24 protein-coding genes are annotated in these 22,977 nt (G+C 63.9%); 10 read left to right on the top strand and 14 right to left on the bottom strand.

Annotated features, from left to right (window positions below):
- Positions 1–43 precede the first annotated feature (43 nt).
- Positions 44–925: a 4-hydroxy-tetrahydrodipicolinate synthase gene (gene dapA / locus ACP8ML_RS03440; protein WP_117189333.1), complete on the bottom strand. Its 882-nt coding sequence runs from the start codon at positions 923–925 to the stop codon at positions 44–46.
- 69 nt (positions 926–994) lie between these two features.
- On the opposite strand from dapA, the gene ACP8ML_RS03435 reads away from it, so the two are divergent.
- Complete coding sequence (locus ACP8ML_RS03435; RefSeq protein ID WP_004811925.1) at positions 995–1,648, top strand: O-methyltransferase; 654 nt, start codon at positions 995–997, stop codon at positions 1,646–1,648.
- Positions 1,649–1,721: 73 nt separating this feature from the next.
- Here the strand turns inward: ACP8ML_RS03435 and glgC are convergent, their stop codons facing one another.
- Positions 1,722–2,948 (bottom strand): glucose-1-phosphate adenylyltransferase, encoded by a 1,227-nt coding sequence (glgC, locus tag ACP8ML_RS03430; RefSeq protein ID WP_016667216.1) that lies wholly within the window; start codon positions 2,946–2,948, stop codon positions 1,722–1,724.
- 142 nt (positions 2,949–3,090) lie between these two features.
- On the opposite strand from glgC, the gene glgA reads away from it, so the two are divergent.
- On the top strand, positions 3,091–4,278 hold the full coding sequence (gene glgA / locus ACP8ML_RS03425) for a glycogen synthase (RefSeq protein ID WP_117189334.1): 1,188 nt from the start codon (positions 3,091–3,093) through the stop codon (positions 4,276–4,278).
- A gap of 69 nt (positions 4,279–4,347) precedes the next feature.
- Here glgA and ACP8ML_RS03420 read toward each other — a convergent pair whose 3' ends face one another.
- Genes ACP8ML_RS03420 through ACP8ML_RS03400 form a run of 5 tightly spaced genes read right to left on the bottom strand, consistent with a single transcriptional unit; the run spans position 4,348 to position 7,877 of the window.
- Complete coding sequence (locus tag ACP8ML_RS03420; RefSeq protein ID WP_004811928.1) at positions 4,348–4,515, bottom strand: DUF3117 domain-containing protein; 168 nt, start codon at positions 4,513–4,515, stop codon at positions 4,348–4,350.
- Positions 4,516–4,555: 40 nt separating this feature from the next.
- Positions 4,556–4,861, bottom strand: coding sequence for a DivIVA domain-containing protein (locus ACP8ML_RS03415; RefSeq protein ID WP_021108724.1), 306 nt, complete (start codon positions 4,859–4,861; stop codon positions 4,556–4,558).
- Positions 4,861–5,958 (bottom strand): succinyl-diaminopimelate desuccinylase, encoded by a 1,098-nt coding sequence (dapE, locus tag ACP8ML_RS03410; RefSeq protein WP_117189369.1) that lies wholly within the window; start codon positions 5,956–5,958, stop codon positions 4,861–4,863. Before dapE ends, ACP8ML_RS03415 begins: the two co-directional genes overlap by 1 nt.
- Positions 5,959–6,003: 45 nt before the next feature.
- A complete protein-coding gene (locus ACP8ML_RS03405) occupies positions 6,004–6,780 on the bottom strand; it encodes an ABC transporter ATP-binding protein (RefSeq protein ID WP_117189335.1) in 777 nt (258 codons plus the stop codon).
- The gene (locus ACP8ML_RS03400; protein ID WP_117189336.1) at positions 6,777–7,877 is read right to left on the bottom strand and encodes an FtsX-like permease family protein; all 1,101 of its coding nucleotides are present in this window, start codon (positions 7,875–7,877) and stop codon (positions 6,777–6,779) included. The genes ACP8ML_RS03405 and ACP8ML_RS03400 overlap by 4 nt, the downstream gene beginning before the upstream one ends.
- Before the next feature lie 85 nt (positions 7,878–7,962).
- On the opposite strand from ACP8ML_RS03400, the gene dapD reads away from it, so the two are divergent.
- Entirely contained in the window at positions 7,963–8,925 is a 963-nt protein-coding gene (dapD, locus tag ACP8ML_RS03395) for a 2,3,4,5-tetrahydropyridine-2,6-dicarboxylate N-succinyltransferase (RefSeq protein ID WP_117189337.1), read from the top strand.
- Between the two features lies 1 nt (position 8,926).
- A complete protein-coding gene (locus tag ACP8ML_RS03390; protein WP_249361231.1) occupies positions 8,927–9,874 on the top strand; it encodes a hypothetical protein in 948 nt (315 codons plus the stop codon).
- A 3-nt stretch (positions 9,875–9,877) separates the two neighbouring features.
- On the opposite strand, the gene dapC is transcribed toward ACP8ML_RS03390, so the two are convergent.
- The 5 genes from dapC to ACP8ML_RS03365 all read right to left on the bottom strand — a co-directional run bounded on the left by dapC (position 9,878) and on the right by ACP8ML_RS03365 (position 15,233).
- Entirely contained in the window at positions 9,878–10,987 is a 1,110-nt protein-coding gene (gene dapC / locus ACP8ML_RS03385) for a succinyldiaminopimelate transaminase (RefSeq protein WP_065674135.1), read from the bottom strand.
- Positions 10,984–11,304, bottom strand: a complete 321-nt coding sequence (gene fdxA / locus ACP8ML_RS03380) for a ferredoxin (RefSeq protein WP_016667205.1) — start codon at positions 11,302–11,304, stop codon at positions 10,984–10,986. The genes dapC and fdxA overlap by 4 nt, the downstream gene beginning before the upstream one ends.
- Positions 11,305–11,452: 148 nt before the next feature.
- The gene (locus ACP8ML_RS03375; RefSeq protein WP_117189339.1) at positions 11,453–12,874 is read right to left on the bottom strand and encodes an NAD(P)(+) transhydrogenase (Re/Si-specific) subunit beta; all 1,422 of its coding nucleotides are present in this window, start codon (positions 12,872–12,874) and stop codon (positions 11,453–11,455) included.
- Between the two features lie 3 nt (positions 12,875–12,877).
- A complete protein-coding gene (locus ACP8ML_RS03370; RefSeq protein WP_065674137.1) occupies positions 12,878–14,422 on the bottom strand; it encodes a Re/Si-specific NAD(P)(+) transhydrogenase subunit alpha in 1,545 nt (514 codons plus the stop codon).
- 130 nt (positions 14,423–14,552) lie between these two features.
- On the bottom strand, positions 14,553–15,233 hold the full coding sequence (locus tag ACP8ML_RS03365; protein ID WP_212750685.1) for a hypothetical protein: 681 nt from the start codon (positions 15,231–15,233) through the stop codon (positions 14,553–14,555).
- Positions 15,234–15,567: 334 nt separating this feature from the next.
- Between ACP8ML_RS03365 and ACP8ML_RS03360 the strand changes: the two genes are divergently transcribed.
- Positions 15,568–16,065: a GNAT family N-acetyltransferase gene (locus ACP8ML_RS03360; protein WP_117189340.1), complete on the top strand. Its 498-nt coding sequence runs from the start codon at positions 15,568–15,570 to the stop codon at positions 16,063–16,065.
- A 13-nt stretch (positions 16,066–16,078) separates the two neighbouring features.
- Here the strand turns inward: ACP8ML_RS03360 and ACP8ML_RS03355 are convergent, their stop codons facing one another.
- Positions 16,079–16,537 (bottom strand): hypothetical protein, encoded by a 459-nt coding sequence (locus ACP8ML_RS03355; protein ID WP_117189341.1) that lies wholly within the window; start codon positions 16,535–16,537, stop codon positions 16,079–16,081.
- An 85-nt stretch (positions 16,538–16,622) separates the two neighbouring features.
- On the opposite strand from ACP8ML_RS03355, the gene ACP8ML_RS03350 reads away from it, so the two are divergent.
- Positions 16,623–17,126 (top strand): phosphoribosyltransferase, encoded by a 504-nt coding sequence (locus ACP8ML_RS03350; RefSeq protein ID WP_016667200.1) that lies wholly within the window; start codon positions 16,623–16,625, stop codon positions 17,124–17,126.
- 1 nt (position 17,127) lies between these two features.
- Here the strand turns inward: ACP8ML_RS03350 and ACP8ML_RS03345 are convergent, their stop codons facing one another.
- Entirely contained in the window at positions 17,128–18,822 is a 1,695-nt protein-coding gene (locus ACP8ML_RS03345; RefSeq protein WP_117189342.1) for a dihydroxyacetone kinase family protein, read from the bottom strand.
- Between the two features lie 128 nt (positions 18,823–18,950).
- On the opposite strand from ACP8ML_RS03345, the gene ACP8ML_RS03340 reads away from it, so the two are divergent.
- The 4 genes from ACP8ML_RS03340 to ACP8ML_RS03325 all read left to right on the top strand — a co-directional run bounded on the left by ACP8ML_RS03340 (position 18,951) and on the right by ACP8ML_RS03325 (position 22,894).
- Positions 18,951–20,000, top strand: a complete 1,050-nt coding sequence (locus tag ACP8ML_RS03340) for an alcohol dehydrogenase catalytic domain-containing protein (RefSeq protein ID WP_063279567.1) — start codon at positions 18,951–18,953, stop codon at positions 19,998–20,000.
- Positions 20,001–20,242: 242 nt separating this feature from the next.
- On the top strand, positions 20,243–21,178 hold the full coding sequence (locus tag ACP8ML_RS03335) for a metal ABC transporter solute-binding protein, Zn/Mn family (protein WP_036979836.1): 936 nt from the start codon (positions 20,243–20,245) through the stop codon (positions 21,176–21,178).
- 5 nt (positions 21,179–21,183) lie between these two features.
- Positions 21,184–22,038: a metal ABC transporter ATP-binding protein gene (locus ACP8ML_RS03330; protein WP_117189343.1), complete on the top strand. Its 855-nt coding sequence runs from the start codon at positions 21,184–21,186 to the stop codon at positions 22,036–22,038.
- Between the two features lies 1 nt (position 22,039).
- Positions 22,040–22,894, top strand: a complete 855-nt coding sequence (locus tag ACP8ML_RS03325; protein ID WP_063279564.1) for a metal ABC transporter permease — start codon at positions 22,040–22,042, stop codon at positions 22,892–22,894.
- Positions 22,895–22,977: the final 83 nt, after the last annotated feature.

Genomic DNA, 22,977 nt, shown 5'->3' with positions numbered 1-22,977 from the left:
ATGCTACCCCGGAATTCGGCCTCCCCATGTCACTGCAGGGTTGTCACAGCTGAGTACGATCCAGTAGATCGAAGAAGGGCTCGGTGTGCTCGGGCGTCGGCATGGTCTGGGGAAGACGAACCCCGCCGACGTCAAATCCTTGGTGCGCCAGCCCGGCCTTGACCATGGTGACACCCTGGGCGGCAAAGACTCCGGTGAGAACCGGCAGGATTTCGCGGTAGATCGCCAGGGCCTCGTCAATCCGCCCTTCGACGTAAGCGTCGATGACCTCATGCATTCGCCTGCCGGTGAAGTGGGTCGACGTCCCGATGAGTCCGACCCCACCGACCGACAACAGGGCCGGTGTGATGGCGTCATCGCCGGAGTAATAGGCCAGGGTGGTGTTGGCCAACACCGTTGCCGACTCGACGACCTGCCCCTTGGCGTCCTTGACGGCCACGATGTTGGGATGGTCGGCCAGCTCGATGAGGGTCTTCGTCTCGATCGGGGTTCCGCTGCGACCGGGAATGTCGTAGAGCATGATCGGCAGATCGGTGGCGTCGGCGACGGTGGTGAAGTGCTCGATCAAGCCAGCTTGAGAGGGCTTGGAGTAGTACGGGGTGACGACCAACAGTCCGTCCGCGCCGGCATCGGCAGCCTGACGGGCCAGCTCAACGGTGTGGGCGGTGTCATTGGTCCCGACACCGGCAACGATCGCAGCGTCCGACCCGACGGCATCGACGGCGGCCCTGACCATGTCAACCTTCTCGGCATCAGTAGTCGTCGGGGACTCGCCGGTCGTGCCATTGACGACGATGCCGTCATTGCGTTGCTCATCGACGAGTCTGTGCGCCAATTCGCCGGCCCGACGCAGGTCGACCACCCCTTCGGACGCCATCGGAGTCACCATGGCCGTGAGCAAACGGCCGAAAACGGGAGCAGACATGCGAGACCTCCTTGTATACCTGGTGCCCATGGTAGCCACGAGATGCCCTCGGCGGGCTAGGCTGTCCGTGTGAGTCCAGCACAGCCCAGACATCAAGCCCCAGACGCCCGGTCGTGGGAGTACGCCGACGGCTTCGTCGCCCCCTCGCCGGCCCTGCAGGAGGCCCGCGAGGCCGCACGTGCCGATCAGTGGGAGGTGCTCGGCAACGGCACCACTGCCCTGCTGACCTTCCTGGCACGCACCATGCAGGCCAGCAACGTCGTCACCGTCGGTACTGACGCGGGCGTCTCAGCCCTGGCCCTGTTGGAGGGCATGACCGACAAAGGCGTGCTGACCAGCATCGATCCCGATGCCGAGCGTCAGGCTGCCGCCCGCAAGGTCCTCTCCCTGGCACGAATCCGCTCCAACCGGGTGCGCCTCATCACCGGCACCCCACTGGACGTGCTGCCCAAGCTGCGCGACGACGCCTACGACATGGTCCTCATCAACGGTGACCGGCTGGAGTACGTCGAGTACGTCTCCCAAGCACTGCGTCTGCTGCGCCGGGGCGGAGTCGTCATCGCCAATGCTGCACTGGCCAACAACCACGTCGCGGACCCTGACAACGAAGACGACGACACCCTCATCATCCGCGAGACCCTCGACTCGGTGCTGGAGACCGAGGAGTTCACCCCCGTCCTACTGCCGGTGGGCGACGGTCTGCTGCTGGCGACGAAGGGCTGATCCCGATCAGCCACGACGAAGCGGCTCCCCGATGATCCGGGGAGCCGCTTCGTGCGTCCTGTGAATCGTCCGATCAGTAGGGGACGGTGATGCCCTTGCCGACCACCGTCACACCGCCTGGAGAGACGGTGAATCCGCGAGCGCGGTCGTGGTCGTGGTCGACGCCCACCTGGGCCCCGTCGGGAACGACGACGTTCTTGTCAAGGATGGCGCGGTGGACGGTGGCGTTGGACCCGATTGTCACGTTGTTCATGACGATCGACTCGTCGACACGAGCCCACCTCTCGATGCGGGCGCGCGGACCCAGCACCGTGCGGTAAATGTCAGTTCCGGAGATGATGCACCCGGCCGAGACCAGGGTGTCATCGCAGGAGCCACGCATCACGAACTTGGCGCCAGGAGCCTGTTCCTGCATGGTCCAGATGGGCCAGTCAGGGTTGTACAGGTTGAACTCCGGCTCGACCGACACCAGGTCCATGTGCGCGTCGTGGTAGGCATCAATGGTGCCCACGTCTCGCCAGTAGTCAGCGTCCTTGTCGGTGTTGCCCGGAACCTCGTTGTCACGGAAGTCGTAGACCTGGGCATCGGAGGCGTTGACGAACCTGGGGATGATGTCGCCGCCCATGTCATGGCGCGAATCGGCAGTATGAGAGTCGTCGTGCAAGGCCTGTACCAGAGCCTCGCGGCTGAAGATGTAATTACCCATGGAGGCGAAGGACTCGTCTGGGGAATCCGGCAGGCCAGGCGGATCAGCGGGCTTCTCGAGGAACTCGGTGATCCTGTGGTTCTCGTCGGCATCGATGATTCCGAAGGCAGAGGCCTCCTTGCGAGGCACCCGGATCCCGGCGACGGTGCATCCCAGACCGGAATCGATGTGGTACTGCAGCATGGCGTCGACGTCCATCCGGTAGATGTTGTCGGCACCAAACACCACGACGTAATCGGGGTTCTGGTCGTTGATGAGGTTGAGGGACTGATAGATGGCGTCGGCGCTGCCCTGGTACCAACGGGGCCCGAGACGCTGCTGGGCCGGGACCGGGGTCACGTACGACCCCAGCATCGTCGACATCCTCCATGTGATGGAGATGTGACGGTCGAGGGAGTGCGACTTGTACTGGGTCAGCACCGCGATCTGGGTGAGGCCCGAGTTCGCCAAGTTCGACAGCACGAAGTCGATGAGCCGATAGGTACCGCCGAACGGAACGGCTGGTTTGGCACGGTCCATCGTGAGGGGCATGAGGCGTTTGCCCTCGCCGCCAGCGAGGACGATGGACAGAACCTTGGGACGCGTCTTTGCCATGGCCCTCAATCTACCGCCACCGAGTTCCTGAGGGGCGATGATTACGACCCCAAACGGGCACTGTCGTGGAGAGTTTGTGATTCGTTGACAACAAGGCCACCCTATTGACCTGTCGGCGCCGTCTTTGTGGGACGATCAAGCCATGTACGTGTCCGTCATGACCCGCGAGTACCCTCCTACCATCTACGGAGGAGCCGGCGTCCACGTCGCGCAACTCGTCCCCCATCTCCGCAACCTCATCGACGTCGATGTGCAGTGCATGGGAGAGCCACGCGAGGGAGCCACCGCCCATGCCGAGAACTACCCGGAGGGCGCCAACGGCGCGCTGCGGGCCTTCGGAGCTGACCTGTCCATGGTCAATGCGATCCCTGACGGGATCGATCTCGTCCATTCCCACACCTGGTACGCCAATCTCGCTGGTCTACTGGCCGGCGTCTTCCATGACGTCCCGCACGTCATCAGCGCCCATTCCCTGGAACCCGACAGGCCGTGGAAGGCCGAGCAGCTCGGTGGCGGATACCGGCTGTCCTCGTGGGCCGAGAAGACGGCCTACGACGCCGCCGACGCCATCATCGCGGTCTCAGATGGTATGCGGAAGGACGTGCTGCGCGCCTACCCGGAACTCGACCCGGACAAGGTACACGTGGTGCGCAACGGTGTGGACACCGAAGAGTTCCACCCCGTCACCGAGACCGACGTCTGCCGCGAGATCGGCATGGATCCGGAGCGTCCATCGGTGGTCTTCGTGGGACGCATCACCCGTCAGAAGGGTCTGATTCATCTGGTGCGCGCCGCTGCCGAACTCGATCCCGACACTCAGCTCGTCCTGCTGGCAGGAGCGCCGGACACCCCCGAGATCGGTGAGGAGTTCAAGACAGCTTTCGACGAGGTGCGGGCTTCCCGCAAGGCCCCGGTCATCTGGGTTCAGGAGATGCTGCCGCGTCCGTCGGTCCGTCAGGTGCTCTCGGCCGCCACGGTCTTCGCGTGTCCCTCGGTCTACGAGCCGCTGGGCATCGTCAATCTCGAGGCCATGGCCTGCGCCACCCCGGTGGTCGCCTCCCGAGCCGGTGGCATTCCGGAGGTCGTCGTCGACGGGACGACTGGCCATCTGGTCAGTGGGGTCCCGACCGACTCTTCGACCCCCGAGCAGGTGGTCGGCTTCGAGTCGGCCTTCGCCGCAGCGATCAACAACCTCACCCGCGATCCGGAGCGCGCCAAGGCTTTCGGAACCGCTGGTCGTCAACGCTGCATCGATGAGTTCTCCTGGGCACGGATCGCCGAGCAGACCATTGAGGTCTACAAGACTGCCATCAATCGTCACAACGCCTGAGAGATCCGTATGAATGCAGTCGTGCCCAGCTCCTCGGAGCCGGGCACGACCGTCTCTCAGCCGTCTGCGTCAGCCAACGACACCCTGGAGGCACTCGAGCAGTTCCTGGGCTTCGTCAGCGTTGAGTTCAACAACTAGCCGACCGCCACCTTCGACTGGAACGCGCATGATGATGCCACGGCCCTCCTTCGTGACCTCCATGGGACCGTCTCCGGTACGGGGCTTCATAGCTGCCATGTCACTCTTCCTCAATCACTGGGCAGTGGTGCAACCCCCATTATTCCGTATCCAGGCCCTTTCCGTTAGGGGCGTGCTCCGCAGTGTCCGCGAAACCCTCCTTTGGGGCTGCCTCCAACTGGGCTGCCATACGGTCGAGCAGCTGATCCACCTGGCGCATGGAATAGCCTCTCGGCACCACCGCGAAGTGGGCCGAACGCAGGTCATCGGCGCTCAGATCGCCCTCGGGCAGGTCAGGGACCGGACGATCATCGACGACCGCCGGCACCTGCCCAAACTTGCCAGAAGCTGCCAGCACCGCCAGTCCGATGATGACAATGACAAGCCCACACAACGCCCACACCATCAGTGATCTCCTTCCGAACGCTCACGAAGCCACGACTCCAGCGCTCGGGCGCAATCGTCGAGGCTGGACAACTTGCAACACTCATCGGCCTTGTGGGCATAGATCGCGTCGCCAGGCCCGAAATTGAGGGCTGGACGTCCCATCTCGAAGAACCGAGCCACATCCGTCCAGCCGTATTTCGGCATCGGGGTCGTTCCGACCGATCGGGCGAAGGACCGAGCCAGCGGCTTGTCGAGGCCCGGCCGCGCCGGGGAGGACAGATCGAGGATCTCCATCGTCCAGTCGGCGAACATGGTGCGCATCATCTGTTCGGCCTGCTGAGCGGTCTTGTCAGGGGCGAACCGGTAGTTGATCTGGACCGTGGCAGTTGGGGGGACGACGTTGCCGGCCAGTCCACCCTGCACCATCGTCGCGTTGAGTCCTTCATGATAAGTCAGCCCATCGACCTCGACGAGGTGGTCGCCGTCAGCCTGCCAGTCCTGCAGGATCTGGAGGATCGGCAATAGGTCATGAATGGCATTGTGACCAGCCCAGGATCGGGCGGAATGGGCGGCCTGCCCCTCGGTCGTCAGGGTGAACCTCATCGTCCCCTGACAGCCTCCCTCGATGATGGCATCGGTGGGCTCCATGAGGATGGCCAGGTCGCAGTCGAGCAAGCTCTCTTCGTGAGATCGCACCTTGAGCAGCCCGTTGTGTTCGGCGGCGATCTCCTCCGCTTCGTAGAACACCCAGGTGACGTCGCGACTGGGCGCGGCCAGGGTCGCTGCCAGATGCAGTGCGACGGCCACTCCTCCCTTCATGTCGCAAGTTCCCCTGCCGACCAGGTAGTCACCGTCGTCGCGGGTCTCGACGTGGCTGGGGAGATTGTCAGCCACCGGAACGGTGTCCAGGTGACCAGCGACGAGGACACGGGAATCCCGGCCCAGGTTGGTGGCCGCCACGATCGAGTTTCCGATCCTCGTGACCGTCAGATGGTCACAACCTCGCAGGGATTCCTCGACGGTGTCGGCGAGCTGATCCTCATGGAGACTTTCGGAGCGAATGTCCACGATGTCGCGAAACAGGTCATGGAGGTCACCAGCGAGGTCGAGTTGCATGATCTTCACTGTACTGAACCGTCTGGCACCAGGCTCTCGACCACCTCAATGCCGGTTCCACAGGGACTTGGCAGCTGCCCGCAGCAAGGGTCCTGTCCCCACCTCGGACAGGACCGGACCGGAGACATCTCTCTTCGGCTCGTGGTTTGTGATCTCGGTCAGCACCCCGTCGGCCATCTTCAGTACCCGGTCGCAGTGATCGACGAGACGCTCGTCATGGGTCACCATGACGGTGCATTTACCGCGGGAATGAGTCTGATCAGCAAGGATCTCGGCCACGTCGAAGGCCTTTTCGGTGTCCAGGGACGCCGTCGGTTCATCGGCCAGCACGATCTCCGGGTCGTGATACAGGGCCGTGGCAATGGCCACCCGCTGACGTTCACCTCCCGACAGGTCACCGGGATAGGCGTCGACGTAATGGGGGATCTTGAGGGACTCCAGCAACTCGTCCCGACGCGCGCGGTCCAGCGGGGCATGGTCCACCTTGCCATGGAGCACGAACTGGTCACCGACGGTGAGGAAGGGCACCAGTCCGGAGGCCTGCAGGACGAAACCCAGCTTGGCGAACCTCATCCGGGCCCGTTTCTTCTCGGGCAGGGCGGAGAAGGGTTGGTCGTCAATGATCACCTCTCCGGTGCTTGGCGTACGCAGGCCACCCATAATCGTCAGCAGGGTGGATTTCCCGGACCCGGAAGGCCCAAGGATTCCGACGAATTCGCCTCGGTTGAGCGAGAGGTCGGTCTCGGCAAGGGCCTGGATCGTCTCGTCCCCGTCGTTGAACTGTTTGGAGACCCCGTCGAGACGCAGTACTGGACTTGTCATGAAATCGCCTCCACGGGATCGATGCCGGAGATGACCTTGACCGACAACAAACCACCGATCACGGAGAACAGGGCGAATACTGCCGTGGTTATTCCGTAAAGCCACCAGGTGAACTGGAAGGGCACCTTGTCCGGCAGGACAGTACCCGTCAGGAGGGTCAGGGCCAGGCCGACCGCCAATCCGACGAGGGCCAGGAGCAGGGTCTGGATCGCCCCGGAACGGACGAGGTAGCTCGTCGGCACCCCGCGGGCCTTGAGGATCCCGAGGGCCGCTCTCTTCTGCAAGGTGAGGACGTAGACGAAGATCCCGAGTGCGAAAGAGGCAATGATGACAAGTGCGCCGATCATGAGGCCGAAGGTGAGGACTTGGGCGTCGTACCCGGCGAGGGTCTTGACGAAGTCGTCACTCGACAGCGTCGTCAATTCGGCCTTGCCGAGGTCGCGAGCCTGTGACGGGCTCCAGCCGATCCGGCTCACGACGGCATTGACGGCCACCGGCGCATCCGTCGGTGGTTCCTTCGCAAGAGCCTTCTCGTCGACAAAGATCACCGGGGTGGCCTGGAAGGTCTGATCGTGGGTGAAGCCGACGATCGTCCAGGTGTGGGAATTGGAGTTGAGTTGCAGCTTGTCCCCCACCTGCCAGCCTTCACGGGCGACGGTGTCATCCACGACGATCTCGGAGTCCGGGTGCTCAATGCTGCGTCCCTCGGTGATACCACCGCCGACCTTTTCAGGGGCCAGGAACCCGAATCGATCAATACCGAAGGCGAAAGCACTCACCTTCGCCCGACCCGACTGGGATGAATCGGCAGCCTTGAGCACCACCCCCGAGACGACCAGGGGCTCAGCATCATTGTCCGTGGTCGCCACCTCGACCTGGTCCTTCGACAGGCGCGAGGCCGTCACCGACTCATTGGAATCGTCCGTGAGAGCCACCGACGTGGCGTCCCAGTCGTCGATGGCTGAGCGGTAGGAGTGGGCGAGTCCGGTCGCCAGAGATGCCAGGAAGAAAGCCAGGTACGCAATCAGCGCGATGACGGCAACGATGAGGGCGAATCGTCCACGCTGGTGACGAATCTCTCGGAGGGCCAGAAACATGGGCGGCACCTTTCCACGACCCTTCAATCTAGTGGACGGCACCGACACCGTTAGGTCGTGCCAACCTGCAACTAGACTCGTGGTCATGACGCAGACGACGACTTCACAAACCGCCCCGACCGACCGTCAGGCCTGGGGTTGGGGATTGGCCACCGTCCATGAGGACGGCGATGTCCTGGACACCTGGTACCCCGAGCCCAAACTGGGCGCCCCTGGTGAATCCGAGGTCCCTGACGACCTGTACCGAGTCACCGAAGCCGGTCGTGACGCCATTCGCAACGTGCACACCGAGGTGGTGCGCACCGTCATCAATCTCGACGAGGCACCAGGTGACGTCCCCGACGCCTACCTGCGTCTGCACCTGCTGTCATCGCGCATGGCTCAGCCCCGCACCATCAACCTCGACGGCATCTTCGGTGTGCTGCCCAACAACGCGTGGACGACCATCGGCCCGATCCGGATGGCCGATCTGGAGAAGGCACGAATGGAGGCGCGCATCGCCCATGCCCCCTTCACCGTCCTGCTCGTCGACAAGTTCCCGCGCATGGTCGACTTCGTCATTCCCACCGAGGTGCGCATCGGTGACGCCGATCGCGTCCGTCTGGGAGCCCATCTGGCCGAGGGAACCACCGTCATGCACGAGGGGTTCGTCAACTTCAATGCTGGCACCTTGGGGCACTCCATGGTCGAGGGACGCATCAGCCAGGGTGTCGTCGTCGGCGACGGCACCGACATCGGCGGCGGCGCCTCCATCATGGGGACCCTGTCAGGAGGCGGCAAGGAGCAGGTGACGATCGGAGAGGGCTGCTTGCTGGGCGCCGAGGCCGGAATTGGGATCTCCCTGGGCGACAACTGCGTCGTCGAGGCGGGCCTCTATGTCACTGCCGGCACCAAGGTGACCCTGCCCGACGGCAAGGTCGTCAAGGCCTCGGAGCTGTCCGGCGCCGACGACATCCTCTACATCCGCGACTCGACGACCGGTGTCGTCAAGGCTCTCGGACGTGGCCACCACAAGATCGAGCTCAACACGGATTTGCACCAGAATTGACATGACAAAGTCCTCATCCCGCCGGGCCCGCCCTGCCACCACGCGACGACCCCAGGGTCGACGCAGGCGCCGTTCCACCAATCCCGCCAGGTCGATAGCTGCCCTCGTCGTGGTGTTGGCGATCTTGGCGGGGCTGGGCTGGGGAGGCTACAAGGTGTGGAAGACCGTCGACCCGTTCGACACCGTCGAGCCGGAGGGCTGCCGGGTGACAGCGTCCGGCCAGTCCTACGACCTTGACCTGGAACAGTCCCAGAACGCCGCCATCATCACTGCCGAGTCGATTCGACGCGGCCTGTCGGCCCATGCAGCCACCGTCGCCCTGGCGACCGCCATGCAGGAGTCGAAGCTGCGCAACATCGACTATGGCGATCGTGACTCCTTGGGACTCTTCCAGCAGCGTCCCTCCCAGGGATGGGGAACTTCCAAGCAGATCATGGACCCGTGGTACTCCTCCGGGAAGTTCTATGAGGAGCTGGTGAAGTTCGGAAATTGGAAGGACATCAGCATCAATGACGCCGCCCAGCAGGTGCAGCGCTCCGGATACCCGGAGGCCTACCGCAAGCACGAGCCGCTAGCCAAGGCATGGGCATCAGCGCTGACTGGCCACTCCCCCTCGGCCTTGTCCTGTGTCAACAGGTCCTCCGAGACGACCACGATTGACAAGCTCATTCAGACGGTGCGCAAGGGGATGGCCGACAAGATCGCCATCCAGACCACGGGGGCAACGGCGACCTTCGCCGCCAGGGACCTGGTCTCAGCCCGGGCAGCGGTGGCCTTGACGATGGCGAGCACGAATCTGGGGCCGATCGATCGCGCCACCGTCGCGACGACGAGTTGGAGTGCTGACCCCGATCACCACGCCTCATGGAGTGCAGCATCCGGCCCGTCAGCGAGCCCTGCTGTCAGCGGGACGGGCCGAGTCACCGGCACCGTCACCGCCCGCAGCTGACTCTCAGTGAGACTCGGACAGCCTCTCGGCCGCGGTGTTGACCCTCTCGTCAGTGGCCGTCAGCCCAATGCGGACGTGGTCGGAGCCACCGTCGACGTAGAAGTCCCCTGGTGAACAGAGAATGCCCAGATCAGCCAACCTGTCCAGGGTTGCTCGGCAGTCCTCCTCATGAGTCGCCCACAAGTAGAGAGATCCTTCGGAGTGGTCGATCCGGAAACCAGCCTGTTCGAGGGCAGGCTTGAGGACGTCACGGCGCAGCTGGTAGCGCTTTGCCTGTTCCAACACATGGGATCGGTCCGACAGAGCAGCCTGCATGGCCTCGGCGACCGGGGCCGGAATCATGAGACCGGAGTGCTTGCGCAAGGTGAGCAACTCACGGGTGAGGTCGGCGTCACCGACGACGAAGCCCGCACGATATCCAGCCATGTTCGAGCGCTTGGACATCGACAGACAGGCAAGCAGACCGGTGACGTCACCACCGTTGACCCTTTCGTCGAGGACGGAGATGGACTTCCCCTCCCAGACGAACTCGCCGTAGCACTCATCGGAGGCCAGCACGGCTCCGGTGCGGCGAGCCAGTTCAACCCAAGCCTTCATCTCGTCGAGGTCGAGGATGCGACCCGACGGGTTGGCCGGCGAATTGATCCAGATGAGATCGGGGGTGCCCTCGACCTCATCGGGCTCATCGACGGCCTGCACGGTGGCTCTGGCAAGCTGGGCACCAACCCGGTAGGTCGGGTAGGCGCAGGCCGGAATGACGATCATCGAGTCCGGGCCCAGGCCAAGCTGGCTTGGCAACGACGCCACCAATTCCTTAGTCCCGATGACCGGCAGGACACTGTTCTCGTCGAGATGCGCTGGCGCGCCCCAGACCTGCTTCATATGGTCCAGGATGCCGGCTCGCAGGGCAGGGGTCCCCCACACCTGCGGGTAACCGTGGGCGTCGCTGAACGCCGTCAGGGCCTCGGTGACGACCTGGGGAGTCGGGTCAACCGGGGTGCCCACCGACAGGTCGACGATGCCACCTGGGTGGGCCTGTGCCTTGGCCTTGGCGTCAGCGATGGTGTCCCACGGGAAGATGGGCAGACTGGCTGAGACGATACGGCGACTCATTCGCCCTGCGGGGGCAGGGCCTCGACGGCCGGGTGGTCCTTGTGGGTCGGGCCGAGGCGGGCAGCACCACCCGGGGAACCCAGCTCGTCGAAGAACTCGGCGTTGATGTCGAGGAACTTCTCCTGATCGCCGGGCAGGTCATCCTCGTAGTAGATGGCCTCGACGGGGCAGACGGGCTCACATGCACCGCAGTCGACGCACTCCTCAGGATGGATGTAGAGGCTGCGCTCACCCTCGTAGATGCAGTCGACGGGGCACTCCTCGACGCAGGCACGATCCTTGACGTCCACGCAGGGCAGACCGATGACGTAGGTCACGTCTTCTCCTTGTTCCGGCCCTGACAAGGGGCCTGATAGACATTCACCGTCATCATAGTGCCGCGCCATGACATCCGTCTTCGGGGATGCACCGACGCCCATGACCGTCGGACGATCATGGGCGTCGGAATCAGGTTGTCAGCGTGCCTCAGAGAGCGGTGACCAGGGCGTCAACACTGGCCTTGGCATCACCGAAGAGCATCCGGGTGTTGTCGGCGAAGAACAGCGGGTTCTCGACGCCGGCGTAACCGGGCTTCATGGAGCGCTTGAAGACGACGACCTCGTGGCCCTCCCACACGTGGAGAACGGGCATGCCCGAGATCGGGGTGCCGGGATCCATGGCAGCCGGGTTGACGGTGTCGTTGGCTCCGATGACCAGGACGATGTCGGCGTCAGCGAAGTCGTCGTTGATCTCGTCCATCTCCATGACGATGTCGTAGGGCACATGAGCCTCGGCAAGCAGCACGTTCATGTGACCGGGCAGACGTCCGGCGACCGGGTGGATCGCGAACCTGACGTCCACTCCCTTGTCGCGCAGCTTCTTGGCCAGCTCGGCCACCGGGTACTGGGCCTGGGCCACCGCCATGCCGTATCCGGGAGCGATGATGACCGAGGAGGCGTCGGACAGCTGGGAGGCCAGCTCATCAGCCTTGATCTCGGTGATCTCACCGTCCGGGCCGTCACCCTCAACGGCCGGGGCATCGCCGAAGCCGCCCAGGATGACCGACGTGAACGAGCGGTTCATGGCCTGGCACATGATGTAGGACAGGATGGCACCAGAGAAGCCCACCAGGGCACCCGTGACGATGAGCACCGGGATGTGGAGGCTGAATCCGGAGAAGGCAGCCGCCCAACCGGAGTAGCTGTTCAGCATCGAGATGACGACCGGCATGTCAGCCCCACCGATGGCGGCAACCAGGTGGAAACCGAGGAACAGGGAGGCCAGCGTCAGGAGGACCAGCGGCAGCCAGGCGATGCCTCCGGAAACGTTGGAGAACCAGATGCCGCAGCCGATGATGACGACCAGCAGGCCGAGGTTGATCCAGTTGCGCCCGGGCAGGGTCAGCGGCTTCGAGGGAACCTTGCCCGACAGCTTGCCCCAGGCCACCAGGGACCCGGTGAAGGTCAGGGCACCGATGAAGATGCCAATCCAGATCTCGGAGAGCTGGAAGGTGCTGGCACCGGTCCCCTCCTCGGCGAAGGCGTTGAAACCGATGAGGACGGCAGCAAGACCGACGAAGGAGTGCAGCTGAGCGATGAGCTCAGGCATTCCCGTCATCTCGACCTTGAGGGCCTTCCACACACCGAAGGCACCACCGATGAGCATCGGGATGAAGAGGAGGACTATGGACACCGGGGAGTATCCCGGCAGCTTCACCAGGGCGACGATCGTCGCGATGATTGCGATGACCATGCCGAGGATGCCGTATGCGTTGCCCTTCTTCGAGGTCTCGAACTTGGACAGACCAGCGAGGGCGAAGATGAACAGCAGGCCCGAGATGATGAAGGAGGCGTTGACGAAGTTCACCAACGACCCGGCCATCGGGGCAATGAGAAGTGTTGACGTCATGGATCAGGCCTTCCTGAACATCTTGAGCATGCGCTGGGTGACCGTGAAACCGCCGAAGATGTTGATACTGGCGATGAGCACGGTCAACGCGGCGACGATCCGGATACCCCACGATTCACTGCCGAGCTGGGTGATGGCACCGACGATGATGATGCCGCTGATGGCGTTGGTGACACTCATCAGCGGGGTGTGGAGGGCGTGGGTGACGTTCCACACCACGTAGTAGCCGACGACCACAGCGATCGCGAAGGTGCCGAAGAGGGCGACGAACTCCGTCGGGGAGAAGGTCAGCAGGGCGATGAGCGCGATCGACAGCACAGCGACGATGCCGAAGGTCTGGGGCCACGGACGCGGATTCTTCTCGGGGACAACCGGGGTCTCGGTTTCGGCCTTGGCGACCGGCTGGGGAGCAGCAGCGACCTGGACCGGTGGCGGCGGGAACGCCACCTGGCTCTCGTGGCACACCGTCATGGTGCGGATAACCTCGTCGTCGAAGTTGAGGACGAGCTCTCCGTTCTTCTCGGGGGTGGCCAACTTCAGCAGGTTGACGAGGTTGGTGCCGTAGAGCTGACTGGCCTGACCCGGCAGACGGGATGGCAGGTCGGTGTAGCCGATGATCGTCACGCCGTTGTCGGTGACGTAGGACTCACCTGGACGGGTGAGCTCACAGTTGCCACCACCCAGGGCAGCGAGGTCGACGATGACGCTGCCGGGCTTCATGGCAGCGACCATCTCGGCGGTGATGAGCTTCGGGGACGGCTTGCCCGGGATGGCAGCCGTGGTGATGATGACGTCATCCTTACCCGCCTGCTCCATGTAGAGCTCAGCAGCGCGGGCGTTGTAATCGTCGCTGGCTTCCTTGGCGTAGCCATCGGAGCTGACGCCCTGATCGGAGTCACCGGTGCGCACGTGCAGGAAGGTGGCACCCATCGACTGCACCTGCTCGGCGGTCTCCGGACGGACGTCGGTGGCGTAGACCTCGGCCCCCATCGAGTTGGCGGCACCCAGCGCGGCCAGGCCGGCGACACCGGTACCGATGACGAAGACCTTGGCCGGCGCAACCTTGCCAGCAGCCGTGACCTGGCCGCCAAAGGTTCGACCGTACGCGAATGCAGCTTCCACGACAGCCCGGTAACCCGAGATGTTGGCCATCGAGGACAGAGCATCCATGGACTGAGCACGCGAGATACGCGGAACCATGTCCATACTCAGGCCGGTGATGCCGGCGGCAGCCAGCTTCTCGGTAAGGGCAAGATCCTGACGCGGATGAAGGAAAGTGACGAGGACAGTGCCGGAGCACATGAGGGCGATCTGGTCGTCGGTGGGTTCATTGACGGCCAGCACGAGGTCGGCCTTCCACGCCTCCCCCGGTCCGACGATCCTGGCTCCGGCCTCTTCGTACGCGTGGTCAGGCAGAGCGGCGTGCTCGCCAGCTCCGGACTCGACGACCACCTCGTAGCCGAGTTTGAGTAGGGCGGGAACAGTCGTCGGAGTCGCGGCGACCCGATTCTCACCCGGGAGTGACTCCCGTGGGATTCCGATGATCATGATGGTGACTTTACGGCCAAACGTCCCTGACCACGACACCGGGGTTGCACGTTTCCCCACATCAGCCCACAGGTATGAGAAAACGGGACACTGCCCCACGGCAGTGTCCCGTTCAGTCGTGAATCTGAGCTCAGTTCCCCTGACGCGGTCCATCCTGACTGGGAGCAGGCTGCCACCCGGATGGCTGCTGGCTGGGGGCGGGGCTCCACTGCCCCTGTGCAGGCCACTGACCCGGCCCAGGTGCGCCCGGCATGGAACCACCCTGGCTGCCGAAAGTGAGCAGAAGCTGCCACACCTGTGCAGCCACTGTCAGCAACACAAAGACGAGGAATAGCCACACACCGATCTGAGAAGTGCTGGAGATTTCGGGCTCCTGGTTCGTCGCGTTGACCACTCCCCAGATCATGAGCATCAGAAGTACTCCTGCCAGAGCCGTCAGGACGATTTCATACGTGCGAGTGACCAGGCGATCGGCCACGGCGGCGACGACAGCCATGATGAGGAAGGCGAGCATGACCAACACGGTCAGCCAAACCCGTACGGCCCAGCCTCCGGTCGGGAATGACGTTGCAATATGACGGCTGCCCCAAGAATCACTGTTCTCGGTCAGACGGAGAATACCGAGGCCGTTGATCCCGTAGCTGTCCGAGTGGTCACGGCCGCAAATCCATGGCGCCAGCATCGAGAGGAAAGACAGCACCAGGCCGAGGACCACGGCGAGCCGTCGCCAGTTACCCAGCGCGCCACGGACAACCCCCGAGAGTGAGTTGCCGAGGGCCGACCCTTGCGAAGCATGGGGGTACTGCGGCATGCGATTCTGCTGCGGGTAAGGCTCCGGCGCGGGGAAGGCGCCGTGTGGAGGGTACGGGCCCGGCTGCGGACCGGCCCCCTGCTGGGGATACTGCCCCTGCGGGAAATCTTGTCCTTGTGGGAATCCCTGCCCTTGCTGGGGGAGCGGCCCCTGTTGGGGAAACTACTGGTCCTGACGCGGACCTTGCGGCGGTGTGTTCTCAGTCATCCTTCAATCTCTTTCCTATGTGTCAGCAACCACCGAAGGTAGGGGCATGCCGGTGACCTTCGTCGGGGCGTTCCACTGAGTAAACAGCCAACGGGGATACCGTCCAGTGCTCGTTATTGTAGCGACCATGGGCGTCATCATCCGAGCGATGGAAGAACAGGATCTGCCGGCGGCAACGCGTGTCCACAATGACCACGCGGTGGGCACCACGTCCTCATACACCGTGAGCCACTCACAGGTATCCGACCGACGCACCTGGTGGCGCGACCTGGTCGACGATGGCAGACCGGTCCTGGTGGCAGAGGTCGACGGGCTCTTCGGCGGATACGCGACCTATCATCACTTCCGAGACGGTGAGGGATACGACGTCACCGCGGAGGTATCCATCTGGTTGGACGCCCCTGCTCGCGGTCGAGGGGTCGGACGCAAACTCATGACCGAACTCATGCGGCAGGCTCGCCGCGACGGTCTGCACAGCCTGGTGTCAGTCATCGACTCCGACAACGTCGGCAGTCTCGGGTTTCACTCCGCGATGGGATTCACCGAGGTGGGTCGACTGCCTCACATCGCGCACAAGATGGACAGTTGGCGCACGGCGATCATCATGCAATTCGTGTTGGGGTGATCAGAACCATCCGTCAACGGTCACGAGAGCGGATGCATGCCACCACCAGGCTCACCGCCAGGCAGATGACTCCGAACTCCTGAAGAAGAAGGATGACGTTGGCGAGGATCTGGGAGGCCACCGTCACCTGAGTCGCCTCACTGTGCTCGACCAACTGAACCTTGATGGTCTGGGCGATGAAACCGCCGACAAGACAGGTCAGACCAACGATGATCGGGACCCGCAGCGATCGGCCCCCCAGGGCCAGCCGCGGCCGTCGCGCCTCATAGATGGCAAGGACGAACGAGCCCGCCGAGAACCACATCAGGAGGGTGTAGAGAGCCGATCCGATGATGGCCATCGCCTGGGAGTACTGCTCAATCCGAAGCCAGGCCACCAGACAGGCGGCCACGAAGAATCCGATTCCTGCCAGGACCGCTCGCCCCGTCCAGCTCGGCCTCTCATCGTGTTCCTGTGCGTTGAGCTCAGTCATGACGACTCCTCCGGTCGCGCCCGTACCTTCAGCCTGTCCTCGAACATACCCTATATGCGGTTCATGGGGTCGGTAGTGTTGCCCCATGACCGCCTACCACGCTGACGCCAGTGACCTTGAGGGCAAGGAAATCCTCACCTGGGAGACCTTCGGTGACGCCACCGACGAACTCGCCACCCAGATCCACAATTCAGACTTCGATCCCGAGATCGTGATCGCTGTGGCCCGCGGCGGCATGATCCCCGGTGGAGCCCTCACCTACTCCCTTGGCGTCAAGCTCACCGACGCCATCAACGTCGAGTTCTACACCGACGTCGAGGAGACCCTGCCCGACCCAGTTCTGTTGGCCCCGATGCTCGACACCGATTCCATCCGTGGCAAGCGAATCCTCGTCGTCGACGACGTCGCCGATTCCGGCCGCACTCTGGCACTCGTGCTCAAGCTGCTGCGCGGATTCGGTGCCGACGTTCGCTCGGCGGTGCTGTACGCCAAGCCCACCACTGTCATCAGTCCGGACTTCGTCTGGAAGGCCACTGACAAGTGGATCGTGTTCCCGTGGAGCGCGAAGCCTCCCGTTGGTCAGCGCTGAGTCACAGCACCGACCCCACCGCGACGACCACGTTGTGGAAGGACACCGCTCCGGGGTCGGGCGTGCCCAAGGACTTCTCACCAAGCGGGCGCGCCCGACCGACCTTGGCAGTCACCTCGGAGGTCGCCTGAGCCCCCTTGTCAGCGGCATCACACGCTGACGTCCACGCCTGCGACAGCGGATCCGGTGACGACTCCAACGTCGTCACGAAGGGATCCATCGCATCGACCATGGTCTTGTCCCCGAGCTTCGCCCCGCCCAGCCTGGTGACGGCGTCGAGGGCAGCACGAGCAGCCTGACGAATGGCCTCGTCACTGGCCGGGTCCTCGTCACCCAGCACCGCACCGAAGGCGGTCAGCACCGCTCCCCACAGCGCACCCGAGGTGCCACCGGCATGCTCGGACCAGGCCGAGCCAGCGGCGTTGAGGGTGGTTGCCGCGCCGGCCCCATCTCCCCTGACCCGCTTGGCCTCGGCGAGAGCGGCCTGGGATCCACGCGTCATGCCGATGCCGTGGTCACCGTCACCGGCCACCGAGTCGAGCCGGCCCAGCTCATTGGCCCGCTCCGACAGGGTGGTCACCACTGCTTCCAATCCCTTGATGACGACGTCGGCAAGCTCCTGGGAGGCTTGCGACCCCGGGGCCGCGACCGAGACGTGCTCAGCCTCCTGGGACAACGGTGTGGTGTCGAGGTCGACCTGACCAACCGCGCCACGACGGTAAGCAGGGGTGTCGCAGGCCGCCAACCACAGCGGTTCAATGACCTCGTCGAGCCACACCAGAGTCAGAGAAACACCTGCCATGTCGAGGCTGGTGACGAACTCCCCCACCTGCGGGTCGACGATCGTCAGCCCCGCCTCCTCGAGACGACGACTGATGTCGTTCCACAGCACGAAGAGTTCCTCGTACTTGGTGGAGCCAAGTCCGTTGACGATCGGGACGACCCGGGTCCCCGGATTATCCGGGCGGTCGGCCAGCAACCCGTCGACGAGCATGGCGGCGACCTCGTCGGCCGTACCGAGAGCCTCGTCATGGATACCTGGCTCCCCGTGGATACCCATGCCGACACCCATCTGACCAGGCGCGACACGGAACAGCGGCTCGTCAGCTCCCGGCAGGGTGCACCCGGCGAAGGCCACGCCGAAGGATCGAGCGCGATCGTTGACACGATCGAAGACCTTGACGACCTCGTCGATGTCACGACCTTCCTCACAGGCAGCCGCTGTCACCTTGAAGACCGGGAGGTCGCCGGCGATGCCACGACGCTTGAGGTGATCCTCGGGGCCTGCCGAGGCGATGTCGTCGGTGACGAGCAGGCAACGGGTGTCGATGCCTTCGCTGCGCAACCGTTCCGCCGCCTGCCCGAAGTGCAGGACGTCACCGGCGTAGTTGCCGAAACCGATGAGGACTCCCGCTCCCCGATCCGCCGCCCTGCAGACTGAATAGGCTTGGGAGGCGGAGGGCGAGGAGAAGATGTTGCCGCAGACGGCACCGTCGGCAAATCCCGGGCCGACCCAGCCAGCGAAGGCCGGGTAGTGACCTGAGCCGCCACCGACGACGAGGGCGACCTTGCGATCGGTGCGGGCAGCACGAACCACGCCACCGAACACCGGCCTCAGGTGGTTCGGGAAGGCGCTGGCGAGCCCGGCGACGGCCTGGGACGGAAAATCATCGGGGTTGTTCACGAGTCGGGTCATGGCTGGGACTCTCCTGTCATTTCATCATCGTTGATGGTGGTATTCCCACGCTCCATGATAATTGGTGTGTTCCCAGCGTGCCCAGCGTGCCGAAAAAATGGGACACTGGAGACGTCGAAGGAGATCACATGACGCACACCATGCCGGCCTTGGTCCTCAATGGCCCCGGAGACGTTCACCTTGCCGAAAAACCCATTCCCACGCCGGGCCGCGGCGAGGTCGTCCTGGCCGTCGAGGCGACGACGATTTGCGGCACCGACCTCCGCATCATCTCCGGTGAAAAAACCACCGGGGTGCGCCCTGGGGTCACTCTCGGACACGAGATCGCCGGACGGATCGCCTCCCTCGGCGAGGGGGTCGAGGGGCTGACCGTCGGACAGCAGGCCACCGTCTCCATCGTCGTCTCCTGTGGCACCTGTCGGGCCTGCCTGGCCGGACGCGAGCACCTGTGCAGTCACTGCGAACTCATCGGCTACGGGATCGACGGCGGGCTGGCTCCCTGGCTGTGTGTGCCGGCCCGAGCCGTCGCTCGCGGCAACGTCATCCCGGTCGCCTCCGAGATGCCGGCCAACCGGCTGGCTCTGGCCGAACCCCTCTCTTGTGTTCTCAACGGGCACCGTCGACATGGTGGGGTCAACCCTGGGGAGACGGTCGTCATCATCGGTGGCGGGGCGATTGGTCTGCTTCACACCCAGCTCAACCTGGCATGCGGAGCGGGACAGGTCATCCTGTGCGAGAAGCACGCTGACCGACGCGACCGTGCGGCGGCCATGGGGGCCGTCACCACCTCACCCGATCACCTCGTCGAGGTCGTTGCCGAGCGCACTGATGGTTTCGGTGCCGACCTCGTCATCGTCGCCATCGGACGCAATGAACTGGCCGAGCAGTCCCTTGACCTTGCCGCCCCGGGCGGGCGGGTGAGCTGGTTCGCCGGCTTCCCCAAGGGATCAACGGCGACGATCACCCCCAACACCGTGCACTACCAGGAGCTCACGGTCTCGGGAGGATCGAATGCTCGTCGCGCCGACGTCCACCGCGCCGTCGAGATGTTGGGACGCGGGGACATCGACGAGGCCCCGATCGTCACCCACACCTTCGGGCTCTCCCAGTGGACCGACGCCGTCGACGCGGTGCGCGGCCATGCGGGGGTGAAGATCGCCATCGACCCCCGTCGCTGAGCCGCATCACCTCACAGTTTCACCGGGAGAGGCCCTCCAGAGAGAGGCTGGCGCCAGGGTTATCGAATCGGCGAGCCGTCACCGGAGCTGGCTGCTCACACAGGAAGGGGTTCCAGCCCTGAGGCGCTTTCTGCCCTCCGTTGAGGCTGTGGATTGGCTATTTCTTTGGTCACCCTGCCTTGTTAATTCACAATACGGAGACGACAATGGTTCTCACTTGCGAACTGGAAAGGGAACACCACATGCATCGTCGCCTTCTGGCCCTTGCAACCATCAGCGCCTGCGCCTTGGGCATGGCTGGTTGCTCCGGCAACTCTGATTCGGGCTCGAGCGCGGCTTCAGGCGCTTCCTCCAATGCCGCTGCGACGGACAAGGTTGACGTCGTCGCCTCGACCAACGTCTGGGGCTCGGTCGCCGAGGCCATCGGCGGAGACAAGGTCAACGTCCACTCCGTCATCAACAGCCCGGATCAGGACCCGCACGACTACGAGGCCACCGCCAAGGACAAGCTCGCCTTCTCGAAGGCCAAGATCGCCATTGCCAACGGTGGCGGCTACGACGACTGGGCTCCGAAGCTCGTCAAGAGCACCGCTTCCAAGGCCACCCTCATCGACGCCGTCGAGACCTCCGGCCTCAAGAAGCCTGGCCAGGAGGAGTTCAACGAGCACGTCTTCTTCTCGATCGACAGCGCTCGCAAGGTTGCCAAGGTCGTCGAGTCCGATCTGGCCAAGGCCTCCCCGGACAACAAGGCCGCCTTCGAGTCGAACCTCAAGGACTTCGAGTCCAAGCTGGATGAGCTCAAGGCCCATGCCGCCAAGGTCGGCGAGAAGCACCCGAACAGCACCGCCATTGCCACCGAGCCGGTGGTCGGCTACCTGCTCGACGACATGAAGGTCAAGAACATCACCCCTGAGGAGTTCGTCGAGCAGTCCGAGACCGAGGCCGGCCCGTCGACCAAGGTCGTCCACGAGACCACCAAGCTGATTGCTGCCAAGAAGGCCTCCATCCTCCTCGTCAACGGCCAGACCAGTGACGCCGTCACCAAGGAGCTGCAGAAGGCTGCCAAGGGCGCCGGGATCAAGCAGGTCGGCGTGTGGGAGACCTTCCCGAAGGGTGTCGACACCTACCAGGACTTCATCGGCAAGGCCATCACCGACATTGACAATGGCCTGGCCTGACACTCGTGGCATCACATCGCTCTGACATCTCCTGGGCGACCACGAGGATCGAGCCTGCCAGACTCACCGGCGCCAAGGTCGCCTTCGGGGACCGGGTGCTGTGGTCGGGACTCGATCTCGTCGTGGAACCCGGCGAGTTCATCGCCGTTCTGGGACCTAACGGGGTGGGAAAGACCACCCTGCTGAGGGTCCTGCTCGGGCAGACTCCGCTGACGGCCGGCACCGCCATGGTGGCCGGCCGTCCGGTGCGTCGTGGCTCGACCCACATCGGTTACATCCCGCAGCAACGCTCCTTGGAGACGACGGCCCCGATTCGCGGCCGCGATCTGGTGGGCATGGGGATCGACGGTCACAAGTGGGGATTCGGCTTGTTCAGCCGCTCCCGACGTCGGCGCATTGACGAGGCCATCGCCTCTGTGGGTGCCACCGCCTTCGCCGACGCCCCGCTGACGATGACCTCCGGTGGTGAGCAGCAGCGTCTGCGCATCGCCCAAGCCCTCGTCACCGACCCAGAGTTGTTGCTGTGCGATGAGCCGTTATCCAGCCTTGACCTGCGCCACCAGCAGGAGGTCACCAAGCTCATCGACACTGCACGTCGGACCCGAAATCTCGGGGTGCTCTTCGTCACCCACGAGATCAACCCGGTTCTGCCCTATGTCGATCGGGTGGTGTACGTCGCTGGCGGCAAAGTTCGTGTCGGCACCCCCGACGAGGTGCTGCGTTCTGAGGTCCTCACCGATCTCTACGGGTCCCCCGTCGAGGTCTTCCGTCATGACGACCGGATCATCGTGCTGGCAGACGACGAGAGACCGTCGCATCTGCACGGCCCGCAGATCGCCGAGGGCGAGGAGATGGTCTGACATGGATTTCTCCACCATCATCAACTTCGACAGCTTCAGCCAGCTCGTTCCCCTGGTCCACGGCTCGATCATCGCCGGAATCATCCTCGGGGTTCTGGCAGGTCTCATCGGACCGATGATCCATGCCCGCGATCTGGCCTTCGCGATTCACGGCACCTCGGAGCTCTCCTTCGCGGGTGCCGCAGTGGCCCTGTTCTTCGGTGCATCGGTCACCAGAGGGGCCGTCGTCGGGTCTCTGGTGGCTGCCCTCATCCTGGGTCTGTTGGGCGTGAAAGCTGCCGAGCGCAACGCCTCCATCGGCATCATGCTGCCCTTTGGCATGGGCATCGGTGTGCTCTTCCTGAGCCTTTACAAGGGAAGATCGTCCAACAAGTTCGGCCTGCTGACCGGACAGATCGTCGCCGTCGACACCACCGAGCTGAGCACGCTGGTCGTCGTCTCGATCTTCGTCGCGGTGTGTCTGGGCATCATATGGAGACCGCTGTTCTTCGCGTCAGTGGATCCCGAGGCGGCCAAGGCTCGCGGGGTTCCGATGCGCTTCCTCTCAATTGTCTTCATGCTGTTGCTCGGTCTGACCACCGCTATGGCAGTACAGCTCGTCGGTGCCCTGCTGGTGCTGAGCCTGCTCATCACTCCGACAGCTTCCGCCGCCAAGGTGACGGCACATCCGCTGGCCATGTCCCTGCTGTCGATCATCTTCGCGACGGTCTCCGCTGTGGGCGGCATCCTGCTGTCCCTGGGGCCCGGCTTGCCGATCAGCCCCTACGTGACGACGGTGAGCTTCCTCATCTATCTGGTGTGCCTTGTCCTCGGCGCGATTCGTCAGCGCCGCGGTTGGAGCCGTCGGGTCTCCTGAACCGTCATTTCTCGCACAACGTCCTGTCGACGACTGTTGTCGACAGGACGTTGTGCTGTCATCTCGACGTCACCGCGATGTCA

The sequence above is a fragment of the Cutibacterium sp. LaCa_255 genome (assembly GCF_057458005.1).
The sequence above is the reverse complement of the archived record's forward strand: the minus strand, read 5'-3'. Positions and strand labels throughout refer to the sequence as shown.